The sequence below is a fragment of the Cuspidothrix issatschenkoi CHARLIE-1 genome, from assembly GCF_002934005.1.
In the GTDB taxonomy this organism is placed as follows: domain Bacteria; phylum Cyanobacteriota; class Cyanobacteriia; order Cyanobacteriales; family Nostocaceae; genus Cuspidothrix; species Cuspidothrix issatschenkoi.
Genome location: NZ_PGEM01000107.1, coordinates 18329 through 37233, shown reverse-complemented (window position 1 = coordinate 37233; position 18905 = coordinate 18329). Strand labels below are relative to the sequence as shown.

Annotated in this window: 17 protein-coding genes; 9 read left to right on the top strand and 8 right to left on the bottom strand. The window is 37.2% G+C overall.

Going from position 1 to position 18905, the window contains the following annotated elements:
- Window positions 1-8 precede the first annotated feature (8 nt).
- The 5 genes from CUN59_RS14725 to serS form a co-directional block, all read right to left on the bottom strand.
- Window positions 9-350 carry a type II toxin-antitoxin system VapC family toxin gene (locus CUN59_RS14725; RefSeq protein ID WP_243406953.1) on the bottom strand — a complete coding sequence of 114 codons (342 nt, stop codon included), beginning with the start codon at window positions 348-350 and terminating at the stop codon, window positions 9-11.
- Window positions 332-541 carry a DUF2281 domain-containing protein gene (locus CUN59_RS14720; RefSeq protein ID WP_104388549.1) on the bottom strand — a complete coding sequence of 70 codons (210 nt, stop codon included), beginning with the start codon at window positions 539-541 and terminating at the stop codon, window positions 332-334. Before CUN59_RS14720 ends, CUN59_RS14725 begins: the two co-directional genes overlap by 19 nt.
- Before the next feature lie 324 nt (window positions 542-865).
- Entirely contained in the window at window positions 866-1093 is a 228-nt protein-coding gene (locus CUN59_RS14715; protein WP_104388548.1) for an antitoxin, read from the bottom strand.
- Between the two features lie 425 nt (window positions 1094-1518).
- Window positions 1519-1824: a type II toxin-antitoxin system Phd/YefM family antitoxin gene (locus tag CUN59_RS22110; RefSeq protein WP_243406952.1), complete on the bottom strand. Its 306-nt coding sequence runs from the start codon at window positions 1822-1824 to the stop codon at window positions 1519-1521.
- Between the two features lie 115 nt (window positions 1825-1939).
- The gene (gene serS / locus CUN59_RS14695; RefSeq protein WP_104388547.1) at window positions 1940-3220 is read right to left on the bottom strand and encodes a serine--tRNA ligase; all 1281 of its coding nucleotides are present in this window, start codon (window positions 3218-3220) and stop codon (window positions 1940-1942) included.
- A 419-nt stretch (window positions 3221-3639) separates the two neighbouring features.
- Here serS and CUN59_RS14690 point away from each other — a divergent pair, with 419 nt between their 5' ends.
- Window positions 3640-4218 (top strand): Uma2 family endonuclease, encoded by a 579-nt coding sequence (locus tag CUN59_RS14690; protein WP_104388546.1) that lies wholly within the window; start codon window positions 3640-3642, stop codon window positions 4216-4218.
- A gap of 33 nt (window positions 4219-4251) precedes the next feature.
- On the opposite strand, the gene CUN59_RS14685 is transcribed toward CUN59_RS14690, so the two are convergent.
- On the bottom strand, window positions 4252-4821 hold the full coding sequence (locus CUN59_RS14685; RefSeq protein ID WP_104388545.1) for a DUF3611 family protein: 570 nt from the start codon (window positions 4819-4821) through the stop codon (window positions 4252-4254).
- Window positions 4822-5047: 226 nt separating this feature from the next.
- Here CUN59_RS14685 and CUN59_RS14680 point away from each other — a divergent pair, with 226 nt between their 5' ends.
- The gene (locus CUN59_RS14680; RefSeq protein ID WP_104388544.1) at window positions 5048-5581 is read left to right on the top strand and encodes a cofactor assembly of complex C subunit B; all 534 of its coding nucleotides are present in this window, start codon (window positions 5048-5050) and stop codon (window positions 5579-5581) included.
- Window positions 5582-6032: 451 nt separating this feature from the next.
- On the opposite strand, the gene CUN59_RS14675 is transcribed toward CUN59_RS14680, so the two are convergent.
- On the bottom strand, window positions 6033-6350 hold the full coding sequence (locus tag CUN59_RS14675) for a DUF3155 domain-containing protein (protein ID WP_104388552.1): 318 nt from the start codon (window positions 6348-6350) through the stop codon (window positions 6033-6035).
- 276 nt (window positions 6351-6626) lie between these two features.
- On the opposite strand from CUN59_RS14675, the gene CUN59_RS14670 reads away from it, so the two are divergent.
- The 7 genes from CUN59_RS14670 to CUN59_RS14640 all read left to right on the top strand — a co-directional run bounded on the left by CUN59_RS14670 (window position 6627) and on the right by CUN59_RS14640 (window position 17754).
- Window positions 6627-7973 (top strand): sensor histidine kinase, encoded by a 1347-nt coding sequence (locus CUN59_RS14670; RefSeq protein ID WP_104388543.1) that lies wholly within the window; start codon window positions 6627-6629, stop codon window positions 7971-7973.
- 256 nt (window positions 7974-8229) lie between these two features.
- Window positions 8230-8913: a conjugal transfer protein TrbI gene (locus CUN59_RS14665; protein ID WP_104388542.1), complete on the top strand. Its 684-nt coding sequence runs from the start codon at window positions 8230-8232 to the stop codon at window positions 8911-8913.
- 408 nt (window positions 8914-9321) lie between these two features.
- A complete protein-coding gene (locus tag CUN59_RS14660; RefSeq protein ID WP_104388551.1) occupies window positions 9322-10524 on the top strand; it encodes an AAA family ATPase in 1203 nt (400 codons plus the stop codon).
- 280 nt (window positions 10525-10804) lie between these two features.
- The gene (locus CUN59_RS14655; RefSeq protein ID WP_104388541.1) at window positions 10805-12115 is read left to right on the top strand and encodes an amino acid permease; all 1311 of its coding nucleotides are present in this window, start codon (window positions 10805-10807) and stop codon (window positions 12113-12115) included.
- A gap of 59 nt (window positions 12116-12174) precedes the next feature.
- Window positions 12175-12381, top strand: a complete 207-nt coding sequence (locus tag CUN59_RS14650; protein ID WP_243406951.1) for an RNA 2'-phosphotransferase — start codon at window positions 12175-12177, stop codon at window positions 12379-12381.
- A gap of 668 nt (window positions 12382-13049) precedes the next feature.
- Window positions 13050-14360, top strand: coding sequence for an efflux RND transporter periplasmic adaptor subunit (locus CUN59_RS14645; RefSeq protein WP_104388539.1), 1311 nt, complete (start codon window positions 13050-13052; stop codon window positions 14358-14360).
- Between the two features lie 202 nt (window positions 14361-14562).
- On the top strand, window positions 14563-17754 hold the full coding sequence (locus tag CUN59_RS14640; RefSeq protein ID WP_104388538.1) for an efflux RND transporter permease subunit: 3192 nt from the start codon (window positions 14563-14565) through the stop codon (window positions 17752-17754).
- Window positions 17755-18105: 351 nt separating this feature from the next.
- On the opposite strand, the gene pdxH is transcribed toward CUN59_RS14640, so the two are convergent.
- Complete coding sequence (pdxH, locus tag CUN59_RS14635) at window positions 18106-18750, bottom strand: pyridoxamine 5'-phosphate oxidase (protein ID WP_104388537.1); 645 nt, start codon at window positions 18748-18750, stop codon at window positions 18106-18108.
- Between the last annotated feature and the right edge of the window lie 155 nt (window positions 18751-18905).

Genomic DNA, 18905 nt, shown 5'->3' with positions numbered 1-18905 from the left:
AAAAGTTTTCAGACATCCTCTAATGTAGTAGCAATAATTAAACGATCAAATGGATCTTTATGAATAGGAGATAAATTTACAGCACGACAGGAAATTTCTACAGTTACAGGAAATAATGTAATACCTGATGGTTCTAATGCTTCCTGAAACCATTGATTAGCGGTACAAGGTAATTGTACTCTTCCTCGTTGTTGTGCAAGTGCTATTTCATAACAGGAAATAGCGGAAACTCCTACTTCTTCTGAGGTTTCAATTATTTCTCTCCAATGGGTAGGAAATCTCTGAAATTCCTGATTAATAAACCAGAACCAGATATGAGTATCAAGGATAATTATTTGAGATATTCCCATTCTTCTTCATTGATAATAGGACTAACAATATCACCCAATGTTTTACCTTTACCAGCGATAGCATCAGGAGGGGTACGGCGTTTTTTTGTGGGTAATTTATGTTTTAGAGATTGAATAAAATCTAAAACTTCTTGTTGTTTATCTGCTGGTAATTCTCGGAAGTTTTCTAAAACTGCTTGTTCAATAGTCATAGTTTTACCTCTAGGATTATACTAGGATTATAATGTAATTATATTATAGATTGTCACTTTTTGTCAGAATCAGGATGTACAGGATTTGAGGATGTACAGGATGTCTTTTAAGACTTATCTATATTTTTATAAATTGCGCTAATTCAAATCTTCCAGAATATCAAAACCAAATATAATCGGTGTTAATCCTTTAATCGGTGGTTATCCTGATTCAGACATTTAAATATTAATAGAAAAAGGTGCGTTACATTTCATTAAATTACTCTTTTCTGGTTTTTATTTAATCAGATAAATACAGATGTTGGTATCGAGAAGATATTGCATTTAAAATTCCTCTCTTGTGTCAACAGGAAGTTGATCTCTAGTGGTCATGAAATCATCAGAAAATTGATCTAAACTATCAATTAGAGTTTGCCAAGGGTTATCTTTATTAAAAAGAATAATGGCATTACCAATTTTTTTGATATAAACTTCTGTACCCGTCATTTGAAAATCTGGAGGTAATATTACTGTTTGCTGAGTACCATCACTGCTAAGTTTAGCTGTATTCATGATTATTGTCTCTAATTGATGTTAGTTGCTTGTGGTTTAATTGTAGCTAAAAATTGTCCGATAGCGTAGCGTGGTGCAAGCCATATCAGGATGTTCAGAATTTAAGGATTTACAGGATGGTTTTTTAGTATTTATCTACATTTTCACAAAGTTGCATTTTGTCTGAATCAGGATGTCCAGGATTTGAGGATTTACAGGATGTTTTTTAAGACTCATCTACATTTTTATTAATTGCGCTTTGCGCTTTATCTTTCAGATTACTTGCAGCTAATTTTTTAGCATCTTTTTGAGCTTGTTTAGTATAAACTAATTTCCAATTTACCACTCTAATTCCCCATCACATTCTGTAATTGGTGTTGCTAATCCTTCTTTAATTGATTCTCCCATCCCTGGAATAGAAAGTAAATAGGGCTTGCTGAATAAAGCTATAACCGTTTATTAATAGGGGTTTCGCGGATTTTAAGAACAAGCAAGTGCAAGGTTTTGGCAAATGGAGTCTTAAAACAGTTGCATTTTTCCTTGTCGGATATGAGAAATTGAGGATATTCACATACACTCACTTTTTCAGCAAACCCTAAATATAGAGTTTCTTGGATAGATTTCCAGTCACTTTCAGATAATAAGACTGCGTTACTATTTTCTTCTGCAATAATAATAGGTTGATGGGATTGATTGACTGAATCAATTAAATCCTGTAGTTGCTGTTGTGCTTGATTAATTGAAATCATCATCTTTTTTTTGAGATTACATTATTATAATAAATAAGAGCAGGGATTATACAAAATTTTAAATTTATTTGTATATCCCTTTATGTATCCGTGTTTTTAGTCGTCAAAAACCCCTATCCTATAAAACCTCCCTACCCAAATAAACCTGCAAAACCTCCGGTACTTTAATCGTCCCATCAGCTTGCTGATAATTCTCCAAAATCGCGGCCATGGTTCTACCCACAGCCAAACCAGAACCATTCAAAGTATGTACAAACTGCGTCCCTTTCTTACCTGCTTCCTTAAACCGAATATCCGCCCTTCTGGCTTGAAAATCCACACAATTAGAACAACTAGAAATCTCTCGATACTTCCCAGAAGACGGCAACCACACCTCTAAATCATAGGTTTTTGTGGACGAAAAACCTAAATCAGCAGTACATAAATTAATCACTCGATAAGGCAATTTTAAAGCCTGTAAAATACTCTCAGCACTGCCTACTAACTTCTCTAATTCCTCAAAAGAATCTTCTGGTTTTACTAACTTCACCAACTCCACTTTGTTGAATTGATGTAACCGAATTAAACCCCGCATATCCCGGCCATAACTTCCCGCTTCCCGACGAAAACATGGCGTATATGCAGTATGATAAATTGGTAATTCTTCCGCGTTAATAATATCCCCCCGATACAAATTAGTCACCGGCACTTCCGCAGTAGGAATTAACCACAATTCGTCATCTGCACATTTAAAACTTTCTTCCGCAAATTTAGGTAATTGTCCTGTACCTGTTAAAGAATCTGTATTGACTAACAACGGTGGACTAACTTCTATATAGCCATTTTCAATATGTTTAGAAAGCATAAATTGAATTAACGCTCTTTCTAAAGCCGCACCCGCACCTATAAGACTGACAAACCGACTTTGGGCAATTTTTACCGCTTTTTCAAAGTTCAAAATTCCCAATTTTTCACCGATTTCCCAATGAGGTAAAATATTCTGGTTTTTGGGTTTATATTCATCTCCCCATGTTCTCACCTCTGGGTTATCATCTTCGCTTTGACCAATGGGGGTAGAATCACTAGGAAGGTTAGGAAGTGCTAACAGTAAATCTTGAATTTGGGATTTTAATTCTTTTTCCTGGGGTTCTAATGCGCTTAATGTGGTTTTGAGGGTGTTTCCTTCTTCCTTTAAAGCGAGAATTTCCGCATCTTGGGGATTAACACCAGATTTTACCTTTTGACCCACTAATTTGCCAATTTCATTACTACGGGCTTGGAGTTCGTTGCGTTTTACTTCTAATTCCCGTTGTTGCTGGCTTAAATCTAATATAGGTTGAATGTCGTATTTACCGCTACGGCTGTTTAATTTCTCTTGTACCAGTTGGGGGTTTTCTCTAATTTGTTTAATATCCAGCATTTGTTAGTTTTGGTAAGTTTTTGTACATTGATGGTAAGGGTTTAGCAATGCTAAAGCCTGCTAAACCATAAAATTGTAGGTTGGGTTAAGCGTCAGTGCAACCTCAAAAAGTCCTCAAGGGGTTAAATTGATAAAGTGTTGGGTTTTGTTTCTCTAGTCAATGTTACCTCAAAGCAATGCTATGTTAGGAATTGAGGACTTACGCAGGTGTCACACCAAAAAATCTGTTGTAGGGTGAATCAGACAGCATAAATTATGTAAATAACCAAATTTTTGATATCTGACGTGGTTGGTGAGCTTGCCGAACCACACCCTACCAATATGCCAGTTGCGTAAGTCCTAGAATTAGGATAAGTACAATATCCCCGACTTCTTGAAGAAGTCGGGGATCTGATATAACTTTAAGGAGATTATCAGCAATGATGACATCTGAAGCGGTTGTTTTAAATATCAAAAATGTGGGATTAAGTGATGATCAATTTTATCAACTATGTCAAATTAATGAAGATTGGAAACTTGAAGAAACTGCTAAAGGGGAATTAATAATTATGCCTCCAGTTGGTGCAATTAGTGGTAATAGAGAGTCAGATTTTAATGGCTATGTTTGGTTATGGAATCTTCAAGCTAAGTTAGGAAAAGTATTTAGTTCTTCCACTGTTTTTATTCTACCTCATGGTGGTAAACGTTCTCCTGATGTGGCTTGGATAGCCAATGAACGCTGGGAATCTTTAAGTGTTGAAGAACAGGAAAAGTTTCCTAAAATTTGTCCCGATTTTGTGATAGAATTACGCTCTCGCACTGATTCTTTAAGTCAATTACAGGAGAAAATGCAGGAATATCTGAATAGTGGTTTACGTTTAGGTTGGTTAATTGATCCTCAAAATCAACAAGTAGAAATTTATCGTCAAAATCAATCTGTAGAAATAGTACCATTACCAACAACTTTATCTGGAGAAGATGTTTTAACAGGATTTATTTTAGAACTACCTGTTTTTTAAAGATTAGGATACCACAACCACATCAATTATTAATTACTTAGTAATACGATTCATTAACCACAGAGATGCTAACAAACCTGCAAAGTGTGCTGATACTGTATTGGTGTTTGCTTGGACTATGAGCATATCTAAACCGCTAATAATTCGTGTTGGATCAAATAATTGGGTAGTTACGGCTTGAGGTGATATTGACCTAGCTACCAATGTACCAACAATTGCTTGCGCTCCTAATAACGTGACTAATATTCCCGATAAATTTACCCATAATGATAAGCGTAATACTTGCACAGTTTCGGCTTTGCGAGGGCGATTAGTGGGATTAGGTGATTCTAGTTGTTTGCCGATTCTGGTGTAACGATAGGCTAAATAAATACCAGCGCCTAAGATAAGTATGCCACAAATTGCTAAAAATACACCAAAGCCTGTTCCAGGATTGTTGGCTGGACTGCCTGGTCTTTGACTAAAAATACCAAATAATAAGACTATGATTCCAGATATGACACCTAAGACTAACTGAATCCATAAACTAATCCAACCGATGAGGCGAAATTGTTGGGCTATGGCCAGGATGTTAGATGATGGTGTTTCAGAGTTTTGTGACATATCAAAATTAAAGGTTAAAAGTTAAAAACAACTTCCGTCTGTTGTTTATTAGTTGTTATGGCAATGGATAAGCAGGTTAGGACATTCTGGAAAATCTTAATGTCAATGATGACAAGGTTTTTACTGTTGCCTCTTGCCTCTTATCTCTTATCTTCTGGTATACCTGTTTCCAGAATAATTGATAATGGTTTAAGTCTACTGGAATTTTCAGCCCTAAAAATTAGTTATGGATTCTACTGTTTTACAATCTACTTTCCTGCTAACTTTATTGTTATCAGTTGGTTTGTTTTTCTTTATTCGCGCTTCAACTAAAGACCGCACAGAAGTAATGCGATTGGTTTCAGAACAGGATGAAAATACTCTAATGAGTTCGTTGAAGGAGTATTTTCGCTCTCGTGCTTATCGAGTATTAGCAATAGACGCAGCCAAAAATCAAGTCACTTTTGAAGGATTTGTGAGTCCTAGCTGGTTTTTAGCTGTGTTTTTGAGTGTATTAGCTGCTGTGGGCTTAGGTTGTTTAGCATTGGTTTTATCGCTGCTTTTTCCGAATTTTGGGCAGATTTTTCTGTTATTGGTCTTGTTATCGCCTTTAAGCGGTCTATTGTATTGGAAAAAATCGGGAAGACTTGAGAAGGTGTCACTAAAGATGGAAAATATTCCCAGTGGACAAAACTTCTCAAGTACAATCACTGTTACTGCCCATCGAGATGAACTGGCTGAGTTGCAAAGGGCATTGCAGTTAAAGACGCTTGATATTTGATTGACTGTTAGGAATGACAACTATCACTATCTACATTGATGTAGACTTCTGACTAGGGTTTTGTGTAAATGAGCAGTAGGGAACAGGGAAAAGTTCTTCTGTGCTGTTAATTTTCCTGATGAGTGTTATGTCATGGGGGAAAATCTAGATTGGGGGGACAGAGCTTGATCTTGATCGGAGTTAATGGGAGCATAGATTTATGCTTTGTTGTTGGTTGTGTTTAGCTCTGTCGCTGCTCTCTGCTGTGTAAGCTGATAATAAACTGACTCATACGACCTATGGGGTTAATGAGAAATTGATTATGCCATGACTTTAGAGAAGTTCTAAAAACCCTACTGGCAAATTTACAAAATTAAGAAAAATGGAATTTTTGAATAAGCTGGTCAAAATTGCCAGTTAATTATTCTTAAAGTCAGAAGTCACATTACAGGATATGATGGCCATTTGTTGTTTACTTACTGGCTAGAGCAACAGGTTCTTGGGCTGTTGGTGATTCTACAACTCTCAGACTGGGAAACAAAAAATGATTCTCTTCTACGTATTGAGCTCCAAACAGACCTTTTTCCGCCCAGAAATAACGGTCTGTGGTATGCTCATTGCGTTTTACGAGTAACAGCGCAGGTGGCAAAATACCTTCAGCTTGAATAAATTTTCTTGCTGCTGTCACAGGTTTATCTTCGCCACTTTCGATGCTGTATTGAGGAACGTGTTCTAGTATGCGTCGTCCTTCTTGCCTACGACGACTCTTGCGCTTACGTCTCCTGGCCAACCTATTGTCCTCCTGTTTCAAGCTATAGATTGTAGTTATGGCTACAAAATCCGTCGTCATTATATAAGTTCTAACTCAGAAAATCAATGGTTTTTAATGTTTTGATACAACTGAGGATAAAATAGTTAAAAATTAAGAATTAAAAGTTAAAAAACTGGTGAGTGGTGACTGTTAACTGATGATTGTTGACAGCTTACCAATTAGCCATTAGCAGACTACACTAGATAGCTATAACCTAAATTTTCTGCTTTTTGACCTACTAGGATTCCCGAACTAATGCTAATATCTGCCAGTTCTGATTTTCTTGCTCTGTGTCGAGAGCAAATAGGCTTACTAACCGAGGGGATGGGAGCGTGTTTTAGTGTAGTTTATTTAACACAGGAATTAGTAGAAAAACCTACGGATGAGGCGCGACTAATTCCAGTGATGGTGTATCCAGAGACAATAGCCTTAAATCAGGGTGATGAATATCATCATTCAGAAAACAGGTATACAGTCGGGTCTGCCAATGTTTTGGCCTTACCTAATCAAAAAACAAAGTTGTTAAGACCGACTTTAGTATCTTCTCATGCTACATCGGAATCGGAAGCAACAGGAAAACAAAATTTACAAGATGAATATTTACTCAGTCGTAACCAAATTGTGTTACCTCTAATTTATGAGGGTTTAATGATGGGGTTGCTAGTGACTGGGAGGGAAGATAGGGAATGGAATGAACTGGAGGAGAGGGAAATTGAACGCATTGCCAAAAGTTTAGCGATCGCTTGCATTTTAGACCAACGCCAAGCCTGGTTACAACAGCAGCTACAACAAGCGCAAATTTTGCAAAGCCAACAACGGGATTTATTAGATAATCTTTTACATCAATTTCGTAATCCCTTAACTGCTATCCGCACTTTCGGCAAATTACTGTTAAAGCGGATGTTGCCTCCCGATCATAACCGTGAGGTAGCCACCAGTATAGTTCGGGAGAGCGATCGCTTGCAAGAATTATTAATACAGTTTGATCAGGCTGTGGATTTGAATGCGGCAGATTTAGAACCTTTACTGCTGCGAGACTCTCAGACAGTGATTAGTAACAATGTGCAAAAACCCGATAAATCTGTATTATTACTACCAGGAACAGGAGAACAGTTAACAGATGCCGCTTTTATAGATTTATTAACACCTTTATTAATATCTGCTCAGGCCATTGCCCAAGAACGAAATTTACAATTAATTACAGACATTCCCCACCATTTACCTTTAGTCAAAATTAATCAAAAAGCATTGCAAGAAGTATTGAGTAATATCATTGATAATGCTTTAAAATATACCCCTCCAGGGGGGAAAATCTTAGTCCAATGTGGACAAAAAAAAGGTAATTTTCAAGGTATTGCCATTAGTGATACAGGACCAGGTATTCCTCTAGAAGATTTAGCACATCTAGGAGAAAGACACTATCGAGGTGTACAAGCAAAGACGGAAATTCCGGGAACTGGTTTAGGAATTGCGATCGCTAAACAATTAATAGTAGAAATGCAGGGAGATATCGAGGTATTTAGTCCGGCAATTAAATCTGTAATTACCATACCCCATCGTCCAGGGACTACATTTATAATTTGGTTGCCAACGGTAGATTAAATGATGTTCACTCACATCATAGTGAATTTGTACAGTGCGTAAGTCCTAATTAATTGATATTCTAATTATAAGAGACTAGTACCGCAAGGCGGGAGTCAAAAGTCAAAAGTGAAAAATAATATGGCGTAGGCTTTTTAGTGGTTGAGAATGGTTGTTTTATTTACGCCGTGCTGTACTAGATGAGTAATATTCCCCAAGAAACTATTCCAGTTCAGCCACGTCATCTCACATATCATATATTATTGGCAATTCCATCATGAGTCGTTCTATTCGTTGGCAATCTAGTACGGCTGCACTCATGGCCATAGCAATTACAACTGGTGCAGCTACCCCCCTAGTATCCTTTAGTCCTGTTTTTGCCCAAGGATACAATCTTAATCAATCGCGGACAATTAGTATTCGCTCTGGTGCAACTTTACCTGTCACCTACGAAAAGGACAAAATTATTGTCAATCCTGGTGAAAGTGTAGCTTTAACTCTCAAAATAGCTGAGGATATTACTGATAGAAATGGAAATATTTTGATTCCCGCTAATACTGAAGTTATTGGTCAATTACAACCAGTAAGATTAAATGGTTCATCTTCTAGTGATAAACAGCAAGGTGTCCGGTTTGTTGCCCAAGAACTAGTATTTCCCTCTGGCAGAAAACAACAGATTTTTGCTAATTCCAAAACCATCACCACAACAGAAACAATTAGCAAAGGTGCTGATACTGGACAAATATTAACTGATGCTGCTATTGGTGCAGGTGCAGCTACTGTGATTTCATTGCTAACAGGTAATAAGAAAATTGAAGTTTTAGAACCTGTGGGTGGTGCTGCTGCCGGTGCTTTGGCTAGTGTTCTACTGCGGAGGAGAAAAGCCGAGGTTTTTGTGCTAAGACCAGAACAAGATTTAGCTATTACTCTCACTTCCAATTTAGCCATTACTCGTCAATAAACTAAATTGTTGTGAAGTCGTGAACTTAATAGTATGAGTAAAGCGATTTTTTACTGAAATCATGGTGAGCGATCGCTTTATTTTTATGTAAAATATATAGCGTTGCTGATTTGAGTTATGAAAATGATTTTTGATAATTTTAAAACCCCTGTAGAGACGTTCTATAGAACGTCTCTACACCTAAATTCATACCTAGTTTCAGCAACACCAAATATATATAACTGATATTTTATTTGTCAAATATATCAACTTAAAACTTTAATTATCCAGAAGATAATTGCTCAAGCAACCAAATAGTAAGTACAATAGTTAACACAACTTATTTTTGTGTAATATAAGATGATACAATGGCAAGTATCACAAAAAAGTTGTGTATTATTGCCTGTTTCAGCAGAAAATGATTTGACTATGGATTTTGACTATTTCCGAACTAACGACAGCAATAACAGCAATAAAAACTGTCAAAACTTGTTGTCTAGCGGCTGGCGGCCATTTCACAGAGATTTTGATTGGGAATATTTTGGTAAAATCTTATTCCATGATACCCAGGAACTGACCCAAAAAAGCATTAATCTAGCTAGTTATTACGCTGATGCTTTAGCTAGAAAAGAGTATGCTTGGTGGGCAAATATTTTAAACCTAGCCTCAGATTATACCCGTGGTGAATTCCAAAAATTTTGGAATTATATTACACCAGATATGCTGACCCCCGAACATCGGCATAAAGACTATTTGAGCACAGAAACACCTCTTGTTCAATTTGTCAGCCGCAATAGTATTCCTATTGATTACGTGCTGAATCTGCTGCAAGAAATTACCGTTTTAAGAGTTTTAAAAAAATTAGAACGTCCTGATATTATCACTCAATACTACTCAGAAAGAGACTTTTATTTCCCAGTAGAAAAATTTGTGAATTGGGAAAGATTAGACGTAGTTAATACAGTTTATGCTTACTGGTCAGAGCCTGATATTTGGTTACAAATTGAAGCCTATGAAAGAGGCAGAAGAAATTATACTTTAATGGCCAAAAACATGAAGCCATTAATTAATAAAGCTACCTATGATTTAGCGGTCATGTTGAGTGGATATCAAAGTCGTGTGGGCAAAGTTCATAGTCAGTATCCATTGCGGACATTTCCCCAAGAAATTCAAGATTTTACTGACATAGTGCAACAAACTATTTTAGATCAAAATCAGTTAGCAGTCGTAGTACATGGCGCACCAGGAACAGGGAAAACAGCATGGACGCAAAGTGTTGCCAAAGAAATTCTTGTTCCTTTAGGATATGTCATTTTCATTTTAGATCATGATGCTATTACCAACTTTGTCCCGCCAACATATTTAGAAAAGATTTGTATTATCATCAATGAAGCTGATAATTTAGCTCAAGATCGGGCTTCAGAAGTAGCACAATATAACAACAAAACTGAGCATATTTTAGCCCTATTAGATGGCACATTATACCAGAGCGTAATTGATGAATCGGGGATTCAAATTCAACAAAAGTTAGTAGTATTAATGACTTGTAATACAACGGAAAGACTAGATCCTGCCATGTTACGTAAAGGCAGAGTAGACTTAATGTGTGAGTTTACCAGAAAATTTGTTTAAATAGACTGTTTAGGGTGCGTCTCTTGACGCATCATCAAACGTAAGAATACAGGATTCGGGAGTCAGAATATTTGTTAGTGGGAATCCTCCATCAGCAAGTTTTTTCATCAATTCTCTAGAATGACTCCAAAACTCTTATTTATTCTGCATCCTGTATTCTCTTTTGTAGGTTGGTTAGAACAAAGTGAAACCCAACATTAGCGATAGGATAGCAAGGGGTGTTGGGTTTCCTTCCTCAACCCAACCTACAATACTAATACTTGATAACATCAAACAGAAAATGAATAAACAAGAAACAGTAGATAAACAACCAGTCACCCGGCTATTTTCTCACATTAAATTTGAGGATAATAAATGTGAACATCAACCAGGTAGTGTATTAGGAAATACGGCTTTAATTGTGGGAACTACCATTGGTGCAGGAATTATCGGACTACCTGCGGTAACTTTACCATCGGGAATTATCCCTTCTACAACTTTGTTAATTGGTGTCTGGTTGTATACTTTAATTTCTGGTTTATTAATTGCAGAATTGACTGTTAATCTCATGAGAGTGGAAGGAATTTCCCATATAGGTTTATTAGCAATCATTGAAAAGATTTTAGGTAAAATAGGTGCGAGAATCGCCGGCATTGCATATATATTTATGCACTATGCCCTATTAGTAGCATATATGACCCAAGGAGGAGAAATTTTAACCACAGTGATTTATAAAGTGGGAAATTTAGAAAATATTTTTCCTCATTGGATGGGAACACTCAGTTTCTTTCTACTCTTTGGAAGTTTGATGTATTGGGGTAAAAATAAATTAGTAGAAAAAATCAACGAAATATTTATTTTAATTTTGTTATTTGCTTTTGTGGGTTTATTAGTATTAGGAGGAATGCAATTTCAAACTTCTCAATTTTTAGTACAAAATTGGCAAGCTATCGGCGGTTCTGTTGCTGTGATGTATGTAGCAATGTTCTTTCATGGTATTATTCCCTTAGTGGTAACTGAATTAGAAGGAGATGTTCCCAAAATTAGACAATCTTTGATTATTGGGTCTTTAATTCCTCTTTTGATGTTTCTAGCTTGGAATACGATGATTTTAGGTTCTGTAACTCCAGATATTTTACAACATCAATTAAGTAATGGCGAAGTATTTGATCCCTTGCAAATTTTACGCAATGGACGATATGGAGAATGGTTTGCTATGTTGTTATCTATATTTTCTGAGTTTGCTATTGTGACATCATTTATTGGTGTTACCTATGGTTTAGCAGACTTTTTTAAAGATATTTCTATAATTACTAAAAATGAAATTTCCCGTTTACCTCTCTATTCGTTAGTATTGCTACCTCCTCTAAGTTTAGGAACATTTAATCCTACTATCTTTTTCCATGCTTTAGAATATACAGGCGCATTTAGTGTTTCCATATTAGGGGGAATTATGCCAGCATTAATGAGTTGGAAACAAAGTCAAAAGCCAGAATTTACCAATAGTAACTATCAAACTCTTGTTCCTGGTGGGAAAATTACTTTAATTGTAATCTTTGGTGGGGCATTATTACTGATAGTCAGAAAAGTTTTTTCTATATTTCAATTATAAATTGGTTCTGAATTAGATCCCCGACTTCTTAAAGAAGTCGGGGATCTGAATATTGAATATTGTCCCGCCATCATGTACATTTATCAGCTAATCTAGATAGAGCAAAATCTGTAGGAATGAGACATGAAAAACCTGTAGTTTTTGCCATTAATACTCAAAAAATGGTTGGAGATGGCTATATTTTTTATTATTCAGCTAATGGAGCTTGGTTAGTTGATCATGTACCGAATCAATATTTAGAAATGCAGCAGATTGCAAGTAAATAAAACCTCTCTTGCCAATTAACGACAAAAGAGGATTTGGAGCTAAAGTCCGGTAGGGTAATCGGGCTATTTAATATTTAATATTTATCGGGCTTTAATCCAGTCCCCCCTAAGATATATAAATTGATGATTATTATTGTCAACAGGTATCATTTATAAATTTAGGCAAAAAAACCCTCTGCTTGTGTGTTGCAAACAAAGGGATGTGCTGTTAAAGTTCGTCAGGTGATCGGAATATTAATTATTTAGTATTTATTGGGTATGTGTTGATTCTGCCATTGGGTAGAGAAAATTTTTGATCTTGATAACAATACTATTGCCAAAACCCTGAAACCCTATTGATATCCTTAGGATTTTATTGGGTTTCAGACATATTTGGGAAAATTGGCAATAGTATTGTGATAATAATAGGACTTACGTAAGATGTGGCATGAATTACCCCTACTTTCGGTTCTTTTTGCGTAAGTCCTGAATAATTGTAATATTTCTAGACTATTAATATACATAATAAATAGAAAATTTTTGATGTACGGCTTTTTACGTCAAGTTTCTATCTGCTTCGAGTATATATGCTGATGGCCAGCAAAGATGTGACCTTAGTAACGTGCAAATTTCTGGAAAATCTTTATACTAAATTTATAATTCTACAAACTTAAAAAATATATACATCCATGTCCAAAGCCATAAAACAGCCAGTAAGACAAATACAAAACTTATGTATATTCTGTGTATTTGGTCTAGCATTACTAACCGCAGGTTGTGGTTCGTTACCGAAAGAGTCAGCAGAAGCACAGTCCAGAAAACCTAAAGGTGAGAGCAAAGAAACTGCGGTGGATGTAGCGATCGCCCGCACTCATATTTTAAGCCCCCAACCAGAGTATATTGGTAATACTGCCCCCTTTCGGGTTGTTTCCGTGCGATCGCAAGTTGAAGGCAGACTCATTTCCCTCAACCTAGATATTGGTGATACAGTTCAACGCGGTAAAATCATCAGTCAATTAGATGATACTCTTTTACTCACCGCAGTAAAACAAGCCGAAGCACAACTAGCAACCACTGAATCAGAAGTAGCTAGAGCCATAACTCAAGTTAATAATGCTCGCGCTCAAGTAGAAAAAACAAGGCTAGAATTAGTCCAAGCAAAAGCAGACTCTCACCGTCTGACACAACTATACAAAGAAGGGGCTATTCCCGAACAAAATGCCCAACAGGCACAAACTAAAGCCAGAACAGCCGCCCAAGCCCTCCGCGCCGCCATGGCACAACTTAGCACAGAAAAGCAAGCTGTAGCCGCCGCCCAAGGTAGAGTATTTGCCCAAAAAGCCTCAGTGAGTGCCGCCCAAGAACGTCGTTCTTACGCCCGCTTAATTTCGCCCATTACTGGGGTAGTCACGGAAAAAGTCACAGAACCAGGCAACTTATTACAACCTGGTAGCGAAGTTTTAAAAGTTGCCGATTTTAGTCGGGTTAAAGTCGTCGCTCAAGTTTCGGAATTAGAATTAGCAAGAATTCAAGTTGGGCAATCCGTAGAAGTAAAATTAGATGCCTTTCCTGACGAAAAATTTATCGGTAAAGTAGCCCGCATTTCGCCAACTGCCGATACCACAGCCCGATTAATTCCCATAGAAATTGTTATGCCCAACCGTGGGGGAAAAGTTGGTAGTGGACTCTTAGCAAGAGTTAGCTTTACCACCCAAACAAAACAGCGTGTAGTCGTACCAGAAACAGCTATTAGTAGTCAAGACAAAAAACCACAATTAGAAAATAATAACTCTACACTTTTTGTTGTGGAAAACACAGGTCAAAAAACCACAGTTAAACAACGTCAAGTATCTTTAGGAAAAATTGCCAACGGGAAAATAGAAATTTTATCAGGCTTACAACCGGGAGAAAGTTATGTTGTTCGTAGTAGTAAACCATTAAAAGATGGTGCAGTTGTTAAATTATCAATGTTGTCGGAAAAGGTGACAGGTGAAAGGTGACAATAGGAGCGAACGGCCGTTCGCCCGTACAACAGTCAACCGTCAACACTTATGTAAGTATTCAGCTATAGCGCTTGTTCATACCCAGATCCCCTACTTCTTTTATTAATTGTGTCCATAAATAATAAATTGATCACAGAAGTCGGGGATCTTTTTACCTCACCTGAATTCTTACACACTTATTAACAAATCAGATTAATATATGCAACCAACAAATAAAAATAATGGATTTAGTTTGAGTGCTATTTCCATACGCCAACATATTGGTACATTAATGTTAACCTTAGCGGTGATAGTCATGGGTGTATTTTTCACCTTACGATTACCAGTAGATTTATTACCATCAATTACCTATCCTCGAATTGGTGTCCGCATAGCAGCACCGGGAATTTCTCCAGAAGTAGCAATTGATGAAATTACCAAACCACTAGAAGAATCTTTTAGTGCAACAGAAGGGGTACTACAAGTTTTTTCCCAAACCCGTGAAGGGAACATCAATTTAGATTTATATTTTCAACCAGGAGGAAATATTGATCAAGCTCTAAATGATGCGACAGCTACTTTTAATAGAGCTAGAAATAGATTACCAGATACAATTGGCGAACCGCGCATATTCAAAATTGATCCTTCGCAATTACCAGTTTATGAATTTGCCATTACTTCACCTACTCTTAAAGGTGCGGATTTACGGATATTTGCAGAAGAAGAATTAGCGCGTGAATTAAATGTAGTTCCAGGAGTTGCGGTAGTAGATGTATCAGGAGGAGTTCGGGAAGAAGTTAGAGTCAATATTAATTTAGAGAGATTACAATCTTTGGGCGTTGGTTTAAATGATGTTCTCAATGAATTAAAAAACCGGAATCAAGATATTTCTGGAGGTCGAATTTTAGGACAAAATTCCGAAGTTTTAACCCGAACTGTGGGACGTTTCCAATCTGCGGAAGAAATTAATAATCTTTTGCTTGAAGTTTCTGTTCCTAACTCTAATGTTAAAAATCGCGTTTACTTGCGTGACTTTGCCGAAGTTATTGATGGTGCAGAAAAGCAGCGGGTATATGTTTTATTGAATGGAGAAGAATCGGTAAAAATCAGTATTCAAAAACAACCAGATGCTAATACCGTTAATGTAGTTGATAATGTCAAAAAACGATTAGCAGAACTGCAAAAATCTGGCATAATTCCCACAGAGGCAACAATTACACCGACTTTAGATGAGTCTATATTTATCCGTAATTCCATCGCTAATGTTACTGCTTCAGGGGTCATTGGTACAGGATTAGCCGCTATAGCTGTTTTAATCTTTTTAGGTTCACTGCGTCAAACTTTTATCATTGTTTTAGCTATTCCCTTAGCATCTTTAGCCGCTATCATTTTGATGGGATTATTTGGGTTATCCCTCAACGTTTTCAGCTTAGGTGGTTTAGCCTTGGGTGTGGGAATTGTGGTCGATAATTCTATCGTGATGTTAGAAAACATCTCCCAAGGTTTAAAAAATTCCAAGCTATCAATTATTGAACAATCAGAAAAAAGTAGTCAAGAAGTAGAATCAGCTTTATTAGCGTCTACAAGTACTAACTTGGTCGCAGTTTTACCATTTTTATTAATTGGTGGTTTTATCTCTTTACTATTTAATGAGTTAATTCTTACCATTAGCTTTGCTGTAGCAGCTTCTATTCTAGTTGCTGTAACTGTTGTTCCCATGATGACTTCTCAATTATTGAGAATAAAAGCTTCTAGTTCTTTACATAAATTTTGGCTATTCCGAGAATTTAATCGTCAGTTTGAAGCCTCCACAAGATTTTATGGACAGTTTTTAGCCGGAATATTACGTTGGCGGTTATTAACAATTGCGATCGCTGTTATTATCTTAGGTGGTAGTAGTTGGTGGATGGCTCCCCAAATTCCCCAGCAAATTCTCCCTCGCATCAACACCGGACAAGCTGCTTTATTCGCTCAATTTCCCCCCGGTACACCCCTAGAAACAAACCAAAAAGTTATGAAAGCGGTAGATGAAATTCTCCGCAACCAACCAGAAACAGATTATGTATTTTCGACAATTGGTGGTTTTCTTTTTGGCAGTAATACCAACTCTAACCCCCTGCGAAGTTCTAGTACCATTACCCTCAAATCTGGTAGTAATGTAGATAAATATGTAGAAAGAGTTACCAATGAACTCAAAAAACTCAATTTAGTAGATATTCGTCTCCGTCTTTTTCCTGGACAAGTTCGCGGTTTAATTCTTAATAACTCTCCAGTGCGAAATGCTGATGTTGATATCATTCTCCAAGGAAATGACGCACAAACTTTAGAAGCAACTGGTCGGCAAATTTTAGGAACTTTAGATGAGAAAATTACCTCAGTTAGATTCCGTCCTGATGCAGATAGTCGTCAACCAGAAATTCAAATTTTACCAGACTGGGAACGAGTCGCAAATGTGGGTTTAAATGCTAAAGAGATTGGTGACACCATCCAAACCGCAATTACAGGTAGTATTCCTACTCAATTACAACGGGATAACCGTTTAGTAGATGTGCGAGTTCAATTAAATGAAACATCATTACAAACAACTTCCCAATTAGAAAGATTACCCTTATTTGTAGATGACAATCATCAAATTCGCTTGAGTGATGTTGCTCAAATTACCACAGGTAAAGCGCCAGGAGAAATTCAACGCATTAACCAAAGACGAGTATTTTTAATTGCGGGAAATTTAACAGAAGGTGCTAGTCTGGGTCAGGCTCTTTCCCAAGTTACCGAAGTTCTTAATAATCTCGATTTACCTAAAGGTATTACCATACTACCCAGTGCCGCCGTTGAAACTAATCAACAATTACAACAATCTCTGCAACTTTTAGGCAGTCTAGCGGCCTTTTTAGTATTTGTGGTCATGGCGGTACAATACAACTCCCTTGTTGATCCATTGGTAATTATGTTTACTATTCCTTTAGCATTTGCTGGGGGGATTTTCGGACTTTACATTACTCAAACAGCCATTGGGGCAACAGTTATAGTTGGTGCAGTTCTCCTAGTCGGTATTGTAGTTAACAACGCCATCATCATGATAGAACTGGCTAACCAACTACGGGAACAGGAAAAAATAGACCGCCGCACCGCTATTTTAAAAGCTGCACCCCAACGCCTCAGACCCATCTTAATGACCACCATTACCACCGTTCTAGGGATGTTTCCCATAGCTTTAGGAATTGGGGATGGGTCAGAATTTCTGCAACCATTGGGAATAGTCGTCTTTTCGGGTTTATCTTTAGCTACAGTATTAACATTGTTTATTATTCCCTGCTTCTATACACTTCTCCATGATTTACTGAATCTACGTTGGGCAAAACCAGTATTAATCAAATTGCGGATATGGAGAAAAACTTTCCTCAAAACCTAATTCTTGGGTAGGGGTAATTCATCAATCATTGGTGTCCCGCAGACGTTCTACCCCTCACCTCATGGTACGGTGTCGGTGTACACACAAATCCTATCTGTCTTGGTTTAGTGCTTATTTAGCCCCCTAAATCTCCCAAGTTTGGTGACTTTGATAATTCTTCCCCAAAATTGGGAGTGAGGGGTCAGTTCGGTGAGGGCTTGATTAAATTCGATCGCTTGTGTGTACAGCGTAGATAAGGGGAGGAGAAGTTTTACACCAGTAAAACGTGGGTGGGGTTCTTAGAGATAGAATTTAACTTTCATTCCTCCGTGACCTCTGTATCCTCTGTGGTTCGTTTTTAGTAACCTGTGCCTAAGGTGATAAACGCTCAATTTTCCAGCCGCCATCATCTAGGCGGGTATATAACAAGCGATCATGTAAACGGCTGGTTCTACCTTGCCAAAACTCAATTTCCTGGGGAATGACTCGAAAACCACCCCAATGAGGAGGACGAGGAACTTCCTGATTTTCGTATTTGCGCTGAAATTCTTCTAATTTAGTTTCTAAAAATTCTCTATTGGGAATAACTTCACTTTGATTAGAAGCCCAAGCACCTAAACGGCTATAGGGTGGACGCACTTCAAAATAACCATCAGATTGTTCCGCAGAGATTTTTTCCACCGTCCCCACAATTCTCACTTGGCGTTCTAATTCTGCCCACCAAAAGACCAAAGCAGCATGGGGATTTGTGGATATTTCTTGTCCTTTTTGACTGTTGTAATTAGTAAACAAGACAAAACCCCGCTCATCAAAGTCCTTGAGTAATACCATTCTGGCGGAAGGTTTACCATCGGGTGTACAGGTAGCCAAAGTCATCGCATTCGGTTCAGGTAGCTGGGCGGCTACGGACTGATTAAACCAAAACTTAAATTGTATAAATGGATTTTGGTCAATCTCTTTTTCATTCAAATCCTGTAAGGTGTAGTCTTTGCGAAGATCGGCTATGCTTTTATCCATTTTTTTATTTCCTCATAATATGAAGAAGCATAGAATAAAATATCAAGAATAATGGAACGCAGATAAAGATTAACCGTTCAATTGCAGACAACTTCCATCATCATCTCCTAGTAAATCAGCGTTCTATAAAGTTATGTAAAGGTGTGTCGTCACAA

What these genes read in the sequence shown, in the direction of transcription:
- CUN59_RS14725 (WP_243406953.1), bottom strand. Translation starts at nt 350, where the DNA reads ATGGGAATATCTCAAATAATTATCCTTGATACTCATATCTGGTTCTGG.
- CUN59_RS14720 (WP_104388549.1), bottom strand. Translation starts at nt 541, where the DNA reads ATGACTATTGAACAAGCAGTTTTAGAAAACTTCCGAGAATTACCAGCA.
- CUN59_RS14715 (WP_104388548.1), bottom strand. Translation starts at nt 1,093, where the DNA reads ATGAATACAGCTAAACTTAGCAGTGATGGTACTCAGCAAACAGTAATA.
- CUN59_RS22110 (WP_243406952.1), bottom strand. Translation starts at nt 1,824, where the DNA reads ATGATGATTTCAATTAATCAAGCACAACAGCAACTACAGGATTTAATT.
- serS (WP_104388547.1), bottom strand. Translation starts at nt 3,220, where the DNA reads ATGCTGGATATTAAACAAATTAGAGAAAACCCCCAACTGGTACAAGAG.
- CUN59_RS14690 (WP_104388546.1), top strand. Translation starts at nt 3,640, where the DNA reads ATGATGACATCTGAAGCGGTTGTTTTAAATATCAAAAATGTGGGATTA.
- CUN59_RS14685 (WP_104388545.1), bottom strand. Translation starts at nt 4,821, where the DNA reads ATGTCACAAAACTCTGAAACACCATCATCTAACATCCTGGCCATAGCC.
- CUN59_RS14680 (WP_104388544.1), top strand. Translation starts at nt 5,048, where the DNA reads ATGGATTCTACTGTTTTACAATCTACTTTCCTGCTAACTTTATTGTTA.
- CUN59_RS14670 (WP_104388543.1), top strand. Translation starts at nt 6,627, where the DNA reads ATGCTAATATCTGCCAGTTCTGATTTTCTTGCTCTGTGTCGAGAGCAA.
- CUN59_RS14665 (WP_104388542.1), top strand. Translation starts at nt 8,230, where the DNA reads ATGAGTCGTTCTATTCGTTGGCAATCTAGTACGGCTGCACTCATGGCC.
- CUN59_RS14660 (WP_104388551.1), top strand. Translation starts at nt 9,322, where the DNA reads ATGGATTTTGACTATTTCCGAACTAACGACAGCAATAACAGCAATAAA.
- CUN59_RS14655 (WP_104388541.1), top strand. Translation starts at nt 10,805, where the DNA reads ATGAATAAACAAGAAACAGTAGATAAACAACCAGTCACCCGGCTATTT.
- CUN59_RS14645 (WP_104388539.1), top strand. Translation starts at nt 13,050, where the DNA reads ATGTCCAAAGCCATAAAACAGCCAGTAAGACAAATACAAAACTTATGT.
- CUN59_RS14640 (WP_104388538.1), top strand. Translation starts at nt 14,563, where the DNA reads ATGCAACCAACAAATAAAAATAATGGATTTAGTTTGAGTGCTATTTCC.
- pdxH (WP_104388537.1), bottom strand. Translation starts at nt 18,750, where the DNA reads ATGGATAAAAGCATAGCCGATCTTCGCAAAGACTACACCTTACAGGAT.